The following is an 11,586-nucleotide window of genomic DNA, read 5'->3' as shown; positions in this document are numbered from 1 at the left end:
GTTATAGGGCTTGTCGTAGCCACGATTCCTGCAGCGCTTTTTATTCCTGCAGATCACCCACTGGTTGCAATTCGCTGGGTTTTAGGGATTATATTCGTCTTATTTTTGAGCGGCTATGCACTTACTAGCGCATTATTTCCAACAGGCGAAGAAATTGATGGAATCGAGAAGATTGCCCTCAGTTTTGGTTTAAGCTTGGCTGTTGCTGTCTTTGACGGATTGGCGCTGAATTTTCTCTGGGCAATTCAATTGATCCCACTGCTAGTAACATTGTCCATTTTTACGCTGGTTATGTGGATTATCTATCTCTTCAGAAAGTTAGGAAAGTTCCCCATCTGATAGTTGAATTTCTCCTAAGTCTCTGTGTGTTTTAGATTTTTTCAAGAACTCACCACAACTGGGAATGGTAGATATATATCTCCTCAATCCCAGAACCAAAAGTTTTCTCTAAGACATAATTCTCAAGAATCCACTCAAATACGATTTTTACTTCTACAGCCCTAATTTCGTCATTGAAAAAATTGCGATATGTTTCCTCATTGAAACGCCATCTTACAGAGTATTGATCAAATATTATATACCTAATTTGCCTGCTTTCCAAAAATTGTGGCAGATCACTTATTCCAAATGACTCTATATTTCCTGCAGATAGTTGTGCAAGCTTATATTTATTTTCACGATCTGTTAGTAAATAATAAGCAGCATCCGGTGAAAGTATGGTTTCATCTGGAGAAGTATGTGATTTTATATAATCTGCTGCCTCAATTTGATATGGAAGACCGTGAGCATATTTCATATCTGAGTACAGAGAGACCCCATACATTAACGATCCAATAAGAGCAAATGACACCAGAAGCCATTTAATAGTACTAGCCAAAGCTATGCTTTGAGAGTTTCCTTTAACGATATTTTCATGTATATTAATTAACTTCTCAACAAAAATACCACCTAATAGGCTAATAGCGGGCATTCCTTGAATGTAATAATGATCGTAGGGAGTACTCATAACTATGATGACTAAAAATGAGATCAGAAACCATGCCACTAAGAAAAAATCGTATTGTTTTCTCCTTTCAAGTGCAAACAGGGCTCCTCCTAGCCCAACAATCCAGAGGATTACGTTTTGTAAGAAAACTTGATTAATAAAGATCTCTAGGGTCTTAAAGAGTGTAAAACCATAAGAATATGATAGTTTGTATAAAATGATATCGTAAACGGCATCAGTTAAAGCATTGACAGCCTGAAAGTAGATTATTATGGGAATTATACTTATCAGGACGCCGATAATTAGCATTCCAATTGACTGAAGTAATCTCTTCGGAGTATCTCTATTATAAAAACGATGAAGAATGATAACAACAAGCAATATTGCACCTGTCTGCCTCATAATTGCTGAGAGTCCGATGAGGCTTCCCACAAAAAGATAATGCCTATAACTATTTTTTTCATGTGCTGGAATGTAGAAATATACTGCCAGAACTATAAAAAAAATCATAAATGTCTCAGTGAATACTATTGTGCTATAATGTAAAGAAATTGGCTCGAATTCATATAAAATGGCGGAAATTAGGCCCATTAAAGGATTATTTATCTTTACTCCAATCTTAAATATAATTAGTGCTGTAAGGATGCTTAAAAACATGGATAGTATTCGTACAGCAAATATGTTTTTTCCAAAGAGAAAGAAAATGAAGGCTGCGATGAAAAATACCCCTGGAGCCTTTTCATTAAAAAGATCACGATATAGTACTCTGCCTTTAACTATCATCCATCCAAAATATAGAAAGGATCCCTCATCTCCCCTTACGGCTCTAAAAAGTGTTATACTTCTAATTATAAATCCAAATATCAAAATTGCCATTAATAGATAATGACTTTTTCTATCCAACAGATTCTGAAGCCGATTAGATAGTGAAATGGATAAAATGCCTCCAGAAAGCGGTGAGTTTTTCGGAAGTCAGTTTGCAAGACTTTTTCGCAGTGAATATATATACTTTGTGTTTTTGTATCCGTTTTAGGATATTCTAGACACATTATCTTATGTAATTTCTTGAATAAAGAGGTTTGTTCTTTTCTTGGCTACTTTTTTAGCACCCACTATTGACTCAATCTTTATTAAAATTATGTGAATTTTGTGAGAAAAAATAGTTAAAAGAGTACTTGCAAAAGGGGAAAAGAGGTTTGTCTCTTGCAAAAAGGTCAAATTCATAGAAAAGGCGAAATTACTCTAAATCAAATTATAAATGAGATTAAACAAAATCCTGACATTTACAAATCAGGAGGAATTGCTTGTTTCATTGGAATTGTCAGAGGGGTCGATGAACAAGGGGACAAAGTCACCAAACTCGCATTTGAAACCTATGAGGAGAAAGCAAACGAAGTACTACAAACGATTTGTAATGAATTGATAGAAAGAGATGGAATCATAGACGTTCATATTCATCACATCATCGATGAATTGGATGTCTCGGAAGATATCGTTTATGTCGTAATCGCTGGAGGTCATAGATTTGATCTTTGGCCAACATTACGCGATGCCGTTGAACGATTTAAAGAAGAGGCACCTATCTGGAAAAAGGAGTTTACTATTTCAGGAAGCGAATGGATTCATTAATAATAAAACTTCTGATCTCAAAACTGAAGCAAAAAATTAAATAATTAGACATTCTTTTACGATGTGTTATTCCCTTGTCTAGAGATGTTTGATTCTGCACTCCATTATTGTGCGGGGGTCAATGCGGGGGTTGGTAGTGCATAATTGCATTATCACCCATGGCCGAGCGGTCAAAGGCGATGGACGTGAAAACAGATCGTTTTCGGGTCGAAGCTCAAGATCGATTAATAATAACGCCGATGAAAGACCCATTGACGTAGGTCTTCGTGGGTTCGAATTTCCGTGGCGATAAATCGCTAGAACGAAAATCCCATCCCCCGCACTCATTATTTATCGATGTTTGCACAATTGAGATCACTGTTTTTAATCTGCTAAAAGTCTATAACTGTATGAAGTGAAGTCATATCAACGAAAGTGTCTATTCATTTCAAAATAGATTTTCAAAATACAACTACCATTAACTGGAGGTCTTTAATTTGAAGATTGGTGTAATAAGTGATACCCATGACAATTTAGATGCAATAAAGAGAGCAGTTGCTTACTTTGCTAAGGAAGTAGAGTTAATTATCCATGCTGGAGATGTTGTCGCACCTTTTTCTGCTAAGATATTCAAAGAGGCAGGTAATATTCCTGTCTATGGAGTACTGGGTAATAACGATGGAGAGTTATTAACTATTGAAGTTTTTAACAAACTGGGTGGGAATGTAAAACGTCAATTTAATTCATTCACATGGGATAACAGACGCATTGCTGTAATGCATGGTGAAATGCTAGAAGTTATCAAAGCACTTATTCTATCGAAAATGTATGATATAGTGATCAGCGGACATACGCACGATCCAAAAATTGAGAAAAAAGATGGCGTGCTTCACGTGAATCCGGGGGAAAATTGTGGGTATCTTACTGGAAAATCAACAATTGCTATTATCGACACCGCCACTTTAACTGCAGAAATTATTGAGGTCTAAATAATCTATTGGTGATGTTAATTCTTGAAAGAGAATATAAATCAGATTTTAGATTCATTTCTGTATCCCAAAGCGCTTATTGAGCGACTTATAGCCCAATATGGAGTGAAACGAACATATTCATTGCTAGATGCTTTGAAAAAACCTGTCACTCAGTATACATTACGAGTTAATACACTAAAGTGCACTGCTGACGAACTAATTGATCAATTTGCGGAAGAGGATATCGATGCTCATCAACACCCTTGTTATGATGACGTTGTCCAAATAAAACTTAGCGGTCCCAATGAACTTCCCGTTCATCCAAAAACCGTGACGGTGGATAAATTTGCAGCAGAGTCGGTCATGTTAGGTGCACATTTGTATGCTCCTGGTGCTCTGCGCTCTAAAAAAACACTTTCGGGAGATAAGGTATCTGTAGTAGATAAGTACGATCATCACGTTGGCAGCGGAATATCTAGAATGACCTCCAGAGAAATGCTTGAGGCGAAAAAAGGTATTGCAGTCGACATAACTCACTCAATGTATACTTTACCACACTTAAGAGAAACTAAGGCTTATGAGAAAGGTTTGTTCTACAGCCAAAGCCTGCCAGCAATCCTCACATCAAAAATTTTAGACCCTAGACCTGGTGAGACTATTATCGATATGAATGCTGCACCAGGGGGAAAAGTAACTCATATTGCGCAGTTGATCTTAGATGATGGAAAAATTATTGCGATAGACCGTTCAAAGCCCAAAATCAAGCGTATGCGACGCCATTGCGAACGACTAGGAATCAATTCAATTAAGGTAATTCCTGGGGATTCATGCAAACTTCAAACACTATTACCTTCGGTGGAAGCTGATAGAATTCTTATTGATCCACCCTGTAGTGCGTTAGGTGTTCGCCCAAAACTCTATGAAATCTGGCAAGTAGATGAGCTCGATGCGTTAGCTAGATATCAAAGACGATTTATCAAGGAAGCCATTAATGTGCTAAAACCTGAGGGTATTTTAGTCTATAGTACTTGCACATTGACTCAAGAAGAAAACGAGTTTAATATGAAATCTGCATATACGGAATTAGGATTAGAAATCATGTCACATGAGCCATTTGAAGGAGTCAGTGGTGAACTATCAAGTGATTTTCCGCAAACAGAAACAGAAAAACTTCAACGTTTTTATCCTGATATTCATGATACACCTGGCTTCTTCATCGGCAAGTTAAAAAAACCCTAGACAAAGAATTGAATACTAAAGAAAAAAATTTTGAAGAGCTTGTAAACTTAAGGAGTCATTCTCTTAACTACGAGAAGCTTTGAAGGCTTGTTATATTCAACACCATGCGCTACACCAGAAGGAATATGAAGTGCAGTTCCATTTTTTAGCGTAATAGTCTTATTTTCATATTTTAAAGTGCCTGATCCTTCAATGATAAAAATAATCTCTTCTTCGTCATGTGTATGTTTCTCATGACCTGCTCCAACTCCTGCCTCAAGGTAAGTAGTTGATAATTTGCTATCTCCTTTTCCAGCCACAAGAAATCGCCCTAAGAAACCTGGATACGCTATTTTCTTTGGAGGAATGTCCTCAAGATAAATATACTGGATCTTCTCTTCCAAAATTTTCACCTCGTAAGATGCACTACAGAATCATTTATTCCGTTCTTTAAATTTTCTATCATAAGGACGTCTTTTCATCTTTGTCCCACAAATCTCACAAAATATCTGTTTCCCTTTGGTATTATACATTTCAATCGATTGAAAGCAAGAAGGACAATATAACTCCCATTTGATTTCGTAACGAATTCCAGCAGTTGAATAAGCCTTGCTTTCAATTCTCAATCGTGAAGCTACGTTTTGAACTGAATAATCATCAGTAAGAATTACAACTTCGTGTCCCTTATCTTTAAATTCAAGCGCAAGTGAAAGAATCTTTATATCTGTATCCGACAATACAACAATATCACCGCTTTTTTCAGCTGCTTGTTGAATCTTATCAATTGCAGTTGCAGAAGGCCGCCCGATCTTTATTGTTTTGTTTTCTATAGCCATTTCAATTCGAAGCTTGCTTCGAGAGTCCTTAATTTCATCAATAACTTCTGCTACGGTCCATAGAGACCTATCTATGATATTTGGATCAAGACCACTGATTAAAGCTGTTGCATCTAAAATGAATACCTTTGACATAATTGATACTCCTAATAAGAGAACGCTAATTTAATCAGCGGCGATGTATCGTAGTTCCTATCTTCTCACCTTTTACTGCTCTGAGGATATTCATTGGATCGCTTCCGTTAATGATCTTTGTTGGAATACTTGATCGCAAAACTATTTTTAGAGCAACTAGATCGAACAAGGCATATTCTCCAGCTCGTGAGCCTTTTTTAATGATGAGCTCTTGAAACTCGTCATAATCTAGTTCATCAATTTTCTGTGCGGATGGATCTTTTTTTGGGTCGTCAGTGTACACTCCATCAACAGAAGTTGCATTGATAAGCATATCAGATCGCGTATATTCCGCAACCACTGCAGCAACAGCATTTGTGCTTTGACCTGGCTGTAATCCTCCCATGACAATTATTTTATCGGTTGTGAGAGCCTTTGCTAATTCAGGGATTTCTCTTGGAGGACATGGATAAGCAGTCTTTCCTAATGCAGCGATCAACAAAATCGCATTAATTCGTGAGACATGTATTCCCATCATATCAGATTGTGCTTCGGGCATATTGAACATATTAAGTACCTTAATGTAGTTTCGTGCAACCTTCCCACCACCAACAACTACACATAAATTCATACCGTCATTCTTAAGTGTTGACAATACTTGAGCATATTCAGATATTCTGTCTACATTGACGTCTCCGTTCTCCTTAAAAATAAGTGACCCGCCAATTTTCACTACAACACTTTTAACCATTTTTTACTACTCCTAGTTTCACTCTAAAATAAGCAAGTCAACTTTAAATAATGCAAAGGATTCTTAAATATCCAGATGGTTTTTCTCTTACGACAAGATACTAAATTGCATTTGCAAAATCCGTTTATCTTTAATTGATTGGCAATCTTGCATAAGATAGTAATTGTAGAGAACAATAAGCTAATTTCATAGATTAAGTGGATGCGCAAAAATGTCAAAATCAAAATCTAAGTCGCTTGAACGCTACAAAACACGAAAACTCTTAGAAGAATTGGCGGAAAAAAAAGGTTATGGTACAGAACTAATTTCACTTTATATTCCGCAGGGAAAGCAGATTAGTGATGTCTCAAATTATCTGAAGCAGGAATATGGAACTGCGACGAACATCAAATCCAAGACTACTCAAAAAAATGTCCAAAGTGCAATCGTGACAATCCAGCAGAAACTGAAAATAATCCCACAAAGTCTGATCGATGAGTACTCAATTGTGATCTTTGCTGGTGCTATTCCACAAAACGGAGGTCCAGGTACGGAAAGAATGGAAATTTATCCCATCGTACCCCCGGAACCGATCAATATTTATATGTATCGTTGTGCTAGTGAGTTTGTATTGGATCCGTTACGCGAAACATTATTGGAAAAAGACTCTTATGGACTTATTGCTATGGATAGGAGCGAAGCAATTATTGGGGAGCTTCGAGGTTCTCACTTGGAAATTCACCATCGATTAACTTCCGGAGTTCATGGCAAACATCGAGCAGGAGGTCAATCTCAGAGACGTTATGAAAGAGTTATCGAGCAACAAGTTCACGAATTTTTCGTCAGAGTGGGCGAATATGCTTCACAAATATATTTGGGTATTCCAGATTTCAAAGGCCTGTTCGTTGGAGGACCTGGACCTACTAAAGAAGATTTTGTAAATAAGGATTATCTCGATTACCGTGTTAAAGAGAAGTTATTAGGAACTTCTGACCTCTCTTATTCTGGAGAACAAGGTCTTAAGGAACTAATATCAAAAATTGAACCCAAAATTAGCGATGTTCGCTACGTTGAGGAAAAAAAACTCGTCCAACGATTCTTAAGGCATTTAGCGAAGGAAACAGGTCGCGCAATCTACGGTGAAAAAGAAGTAAGAGAATACTTAGAGCAGGGTGCAGTAGCCATCCTTCTCTTATCAGAGGCTCTGGACATCATTAGGGTAACGATATCATGCGAATCCTGTGGACATATTAGAGAAAAAACTATTCATGAGAAGGAATTGGCAGCATTAAACGATTCCCTCGCATCAGAAGAATGTCCTCAATGTTCAAGTTCGTTATTTTCGGTTAGCGAAACAAAGAAGCTCATTGAGGATCTTGCAGAGATTGCAGAGAATGTAGGGGCTAGAGTAGAAGTTATTTCAGCGGAAACAGAAGAAGGTGCTGAATTGTGGAATGCCTTTAAGGGTATAGCTGGAATTTTGAGATATACTCCAAGCTAAGCTAAATAAAACAGTCTAGTTTGTTTTATGGATGCTTTGAATAAAATTGAAGAAATAAACATTAAAAAACCTTATAAAGATTCATAAGTTTAGTAGAAGAAAACCCATAAACTGACATCTTCGGAGGGCTTGATATCGTACTATTTGCCAAAAAATTCAAGACTTTTAACCTCAAGAAATAGGTTTCTCCAACGAAATGAGACCTCCGAAATACTAAGATATGTTGATGGGGCTAATAAATCCAAGTTTACATATTTTTTGCTTTCAATCTTTTATTTTGGATTTAGAAATGATAGAAGGTGCATTCATTGGCAAAATTAAAACCAAAAATCAAAGCGAAGCGATGGAGTCCGGAAATTGAAGAAGAAATAGTGGAACTTTGGGAAAAGGAATCAACATTCGCATATGATCGCGATTCAAATAAGACATTTTTTAGTGTGGACACGCCACCGCCGTATGCTAGTGGCACCCCACACATGGGTTTCGGCGTTCATTATGCGCAGATCGATATGGTGGCTAGATATTCTCGAATGAAAAATCAAGAAGTTATATTTCCTATGGGCGTGGATCGAAATGGTCTTCCAATCGAAGTGCAAACGGAAAAGGAGTATGGTATTTCCATGCGTGAGACTCCTCGTGACAAATTCATTGACTTATGTAGACAATTGCTTGACAAGTATGAGGATCAAATAATAAATCTGGCAAAAAGACTTGGTTTAAGCTGTTTTTCGTTTGCTAAAGATCAAGTGTATCGCACAGATGATCCAAAGTATCGGCAACTTACCCAGGCGACTTTTGTGAAGTTATGGAAAGATGGCTTGGTCTATGAGGCGAAACGACCAAACAATTGGTGTAAGACTTGCGGTACAACAATTGCGGATGCAGAAATCGAATATAAGGAGATCGAATCTACTTTAAGCTATATTAAATTCAGAGTTGCGGAAACAGATCAGGATCTTATTATAGCTACAACTAGACCAGAACTTTTAGCGGCATGTAAAGCTGTTTTGGTGCATCCACTTGATCAGAGGTATGAAAATATTCACAATATGACTGCAATAGTCCCAATTTACGATACAAAAGTTCCGATAATTCCTCATCTTGAAGCAAAAATGGAATTTGGAACAGGAGCCGTTATGATTTGTTCATATGGAGACTACACTGATGTGCGGCTCTTCCGGGAACTTCGCTTAGAACCTGTCGAGGCTATATCTCCAGAAGGAAAAATGACTTCCGCAGCTGTAGAACTTGAAGGATTAACAGCTAAGGAAGCTCAAGAAAAAATTGTAGAAATGCTCAAAGCAAAAGATCTTCTAGAAAAAAGTGAACTCACACTACATCGGACACCCATCTGTTGGCGTTCAAAAGATATCGTTGAGTTTATCTCAATGCCTGAGTACTATTTAAAACAAGAGGAATTTGTCCCTGAATTACTTGATTTAGCGGAACAAATGACTTGGCATCCCATAACAGCAAAACAATATTGGTTGAATTGGCTGAATTCTGTTTCAATAGATTGGCCAGTTAGCCGCCGCAGATATTATGGTACGGAATTGCCACTTTACTACTGTAATTCATGTGGAGAACCTATTATTGCTGAGACAAACAAATATATCCAGCCATGGAGAGATCCTCCGCCCTTTGATATGTGTCCGCATTGTAATGCATCAGAAGGCTTTCGTGGAGAAGATCGTACCTTTGATACATGGATGGATTCGGCTATAAGTCCTTTATACATCACTGGATACCTACGGGATTCTGAATTATTTCAGAAAGCATTCCCGTGCGGCGTTAGACCACAAGGAAAAGATATTATTCGCACATGGTTTCATTATACAATGCTACGGGTATATCAGCTTACCAAACAACCGGCATTTAAGAACGCCTGGATCAGCGGTATGGTCGTCGATGAACATGGTGAAGCAATGCACAAATCTAAAGGAAATATTGTTAATCCAGTGCCATTAATTGAGAAGTATGGATCCGACGCAATACGAATGTGGGGTTCTGTTGAATCATCACTGGGATCTGATATACGCTATTCGACAGAAAGACTAGAAGGAGCTTTCAAATTCATAACAAAATTGTGGAATATTGCTCGTTTCGTTTCATCTTTTCCAACAGTTGAAGCTAATGGAAACTTTACTCTCACATCTACAGACAAGCTTATTCTTTCAGAGTTAAACAAAGTCATAAAAGAAGCAAAAAGCGCTGATGAATTTGATTTCCATGGTACTGCAGTCAAGGTAAGGTCATTTATATGGAATATATTCGCCGATCATTTCATTGAGCTCGTAAAGTCACGTTGTTATAACCGTGATCAAAAATTTAGCGAAGAGAAAATGCGAGGTGCGTGGTTTACGCTCCATACTGTGCTCCAAACTGTCTTAAAGCTTCTTGCTCCCATTATCCCCTTTGTTACTGAAAAAATCTGGAGAGAAATCTATTCACCTGAGACAAGCATTCATACACAATCATACCCGAAAGAGAACTCTGAGTGGGAAGATGAACTTGGTCTTCTTTCAGAACCCTTATTTGCCCTCAATAGCACGATTTGGAAATTCAAGAAAGATGAAAAACAATCACTACGAGCGCCCATCCCAGAACTTTGGATATCTAAAGAATTTGAACCCTTCAAAAATGATTTACAATACATGCATAGCGTTGAGATACTTAGATTCGGAAACCCTACTTCAGTAGACCAGCTTGAGTCACGAGAACTCGATACAGCAAATTTATCTTCGAAAAAATTATGGATTTCAAAGCTCTAGCCTCTGTAATGAGATATAAATCTACTAGGACCTATCTCACCCGCTCAAAACTAAGATTTTTTCTTCTTAGCGGCTTTTGCCTCTTCATTTTTTTTCGCTTTCATCACTACCAATGATCCAATGATTCCCCCAATAATGAAAGGTATTGCTAACATAAGTCCCATTAATTCATAAGGTAGCAAGAAAGTGGGAGGCGCATGTTGCGGATTTGTCGGTAGAGTGCGTTCATAGTATGCTACGGCTGCAGTTATCCATGTAAACGCCCATGCCAAGAATGTTGCAATGCCAAGCCATCCTTTGACACGCCCATATAAGAACATTTTGTTGAAATACGATAGGTATGTTTTAGCGACGATGATAACAAGAATCACAAACGAGCCAAAGGTATGAATAACATAGAGCGGGTCGGGTAACTCCATTGGTGGCACATTTTCAGTGACTGTCCCAGTAAATCACATTAAACCTGCAAATAAACCAAGAAAATAGAATCCTGTAGCAAAACTCCCGAAGGCGCGATGTGAACGAAAAAGCGCGTCATTTCCCCTAATTAAAAACAGCCTATTCTTAATATAAGCTGCGTAGTAACTGGTAAAAACTTGAGAGGTCGCATACAGCATGCCTAACATAGTTACGATGGTATTATATTCAGCGATTTCGATTGCTATAATGTTCCCTCCGGTGAATTTGCAATGTTTGTCGAACTGATTTCTGTAAAATATAAATACTTTGCAGTATCGTCAAAAAGAATAAACTTCTGTGCATCATAGAGGATTGGTGAACTACCACCCTACAAGTAGGCTGGCTTCCTGAATCATTCATTCCCCAACGGGACATGTCAAACAGGCTCTACGG

The 11,586-nt window shown here is 37.7% G+C and carries 11 protein-coding genes and 1 tRNA gene; 7 read left to right on the top strand and 5 right to left on the bottom strand.

All coding sequences use genetic code 11. The features are described from left to right. Positions 1-339 (top strand): DUF1616 domain-containing protein (locus QVB70_RS14260; RefSeq protein ID WP_287587568.1); only part of this gene is annotated, 339 nt, incomplete at its 5' end. 49 nt (positions 340-388) lie between these two features. Here the strand turns inward: QVB70_RS14260 and QVB70_RS14255 are convergent. Beyond that, the gene (locus QVB70_RS14255) at positions 389-1,888 is read right to left on the bottom strand and encodes a glycosyltransferase family 39 protein (protein ID WP_287587565.1); all 1,500 of its coding nucleotides are present in this window, start codon (positions 1,886-1,888) and stop codon (positions 389-391) included. A gap of 300 nt (positions 1,889-2,188) precedes the next feature. On the opposite strand from QVB70_RS14255, the gene QVB70_RS14250 reads away from it, so the two are divergent. From QVB70_RS14250 to QVB70_RS14235, 4 genes are all read left to right on the top strand, one after another. Continuing rightward, positions 2,189-2,614 (top strand): molybdenum cofactor biosynthesis protein MoaE, encoded by a 426-nt coding sequence (locus QVB70_RS14250; protein ID WP_287587562.1) that lies wholly within the window; start codon positions 2,189-2,191, stop codon positions 2,612-2,614. 123 nt (positions 2,615-2,737) lie between these two features. Further along, positions 2,738-2,936 (top strand) — tRNA-OTHER (locus QVB70_RS14245). A gap of 154 nt (positions 2,937-3,090) precedes the next feature. Further along, the gene (locus QVB70_RS14240; protein ID WP_287587559.1) at positions 3,091-3,582 is read left to right on the top strand and encodes a metallophosphoesterase; all 492 of its coding nucleotides are present in this window, start codon (positions 3,091-3,093) and stop codon (positions 3,580-3,582) included. Positions 3,583-3,606: 24 nt separating this feature from the next. Then, positions 3,607-4,803: an RsmB/NOP family class I SAM-dependent RNA methyltransferase gene (locus QVB70_RS14235; RefSeq protein WP_287587556.1), complete on the top strand. Its 1,197-nt coding sequence runs from the start codon at positions 3,607-3,609 to the stop codon at positions 4,801-4,803. Between the two features lie 47 nt (positions 4,804-4,850). Here QVB70_RS14235 and QVB70_RS14230 read toward each other — a convergent pair whose 3' ends face one another. Genes QVB70_RS14230 through pyrH form a run of 3 tightly spaced genes read right to left on the bottom strand, consistent with a single transcriptional unit; the run spans position 4,851 to position 6,483 of the window. Then, a complete protein-coding gene (locus QVB70_RS14230; protein WP_287587553.1) occupies positions 4,851-5,186 on the bottom strand; it encodes a cupin domain-containing protein in 336 nt (111 codons plus the stop codon). A gap of 30 nt (positions 5,187-5,216) precedes the next feature. Beyond that, the gene (locus tag QVB70_RS14225) at positions 5,217-5,753 is read right to left on the bottom strand and encodes an NOB1 family endonuclease (RefSeq protein WP_287587551.1); all 537 of its coding nucleotides are present in this window, start codon (positions 5,751-5,753) and stop codon (positions 5,217-5,219) included. A gap of 34 nt (positions 5,754-5,787) precedes the next feature. Then, positions 5,788-6,483 carry a UMP kinase gene (gene pyrH / locus QVB70_RS14220; RefSeq protein ID WP_287587549.1) on the bottom strand — a complete coding sequence of 232 codons (696 nt, stop codon included), beginning with the start codon at positions 6,481-6,483 and terminating at the stop codon, positions 5,788-5,790. Between the two features lie 211 nt (positions 6,484-6,694). Here pyrH and prf1 point away from each other — a divergent pair, with 211 nt between their 5' ends. Continuing rightward, positions 6,695-7,963 (top strand): peptide chain release factor aRF-1, encoded by a 1,269-nt coding sequence (gene prf1 / locus QVB70_RS14215; RefSeq protein ID WP_287587547.1) that lies wholly within the window; start codon positions 6,695-6,697, stop codon positions 7,961-7,963. Positions 7,964-8,271: 308 nt separating this feature from the next. Beyond that, positions 8,272-10,734: a valine--tRNA ligase gene (locus tag QVB70_RS14210; protein WP_287587545.1), complete on the top strand. Its 2,463-nt coding sequence runs from the start codon at positions 8,272-8,274 to the stop codon at positions 10,732-10,734. A gap of 50 nt (positions 10,735-10,784) precedes the next feature. On the opposite strand, the gene QVB70_RS14205 is transcribed toward QVB70_RS14210, so the two are convergent. Then, positions 10,785-11,153 carry a hypothetical protein gene (locus QVB70_RS14205; RefSeq protein ID WP_287587544.1) on the bottom strand — a complete coding sequence of 123 codons (369 nt, stop codon included), beginning with the start codon at positions 11,151-11,153 and terminating at the stop codon, positions 10,785-10,787. Between the last annotated feature and the right edge of the window lie 433 nt (positions 11,154-11,586).

The organism is Candidatus Borrarchaeum sp., from assembly GCF_019058535.1.
Classification (GTDB): domain Archaea; phylum Asgardarchaeota; class Sifarchaeia; order Borrarchaeales; family Borrarchaeaceae; genus Borrarchaeum; species Borrarchaeum weybense.
This window is presented reverse-complemented; position numbering and strand designations above follow the sequence as displayed.

What these genes read in the sequence shown, in the direction of transcription:
- prf1 (WP_287587547.1), top strand. Translation starts at nt 6,695, where the DNA reads ATGTCAAAATCAAAATCTAAGTCGCTTGAACGCTACAAAACACGAAAA.
- pyrH (WP_287587549.1), bottom strand. Translation starts at nt 6,483, where the DNA reads ATGGTTAAAAGTGTTGTAGTGAAAATTGGCGGGTCACTTATTTTTAAG.
- QVB70_RS14225 (WP_287587551.1), bottom strand. Translation starts at nt 5,753, where the DNA reads ATGTCAAAGGTATTCATTTTAGATGCAACAGCTTTAATCAGTGGTCTT.
- QVB70_RS14205 (WP_287587544.1), bottom strand. Translation starts at nt 11,153, where the DNA reads ATGGAGTTACCCGACCCGCTCTATGTTATTCATACCTTTGGCTCGTTT.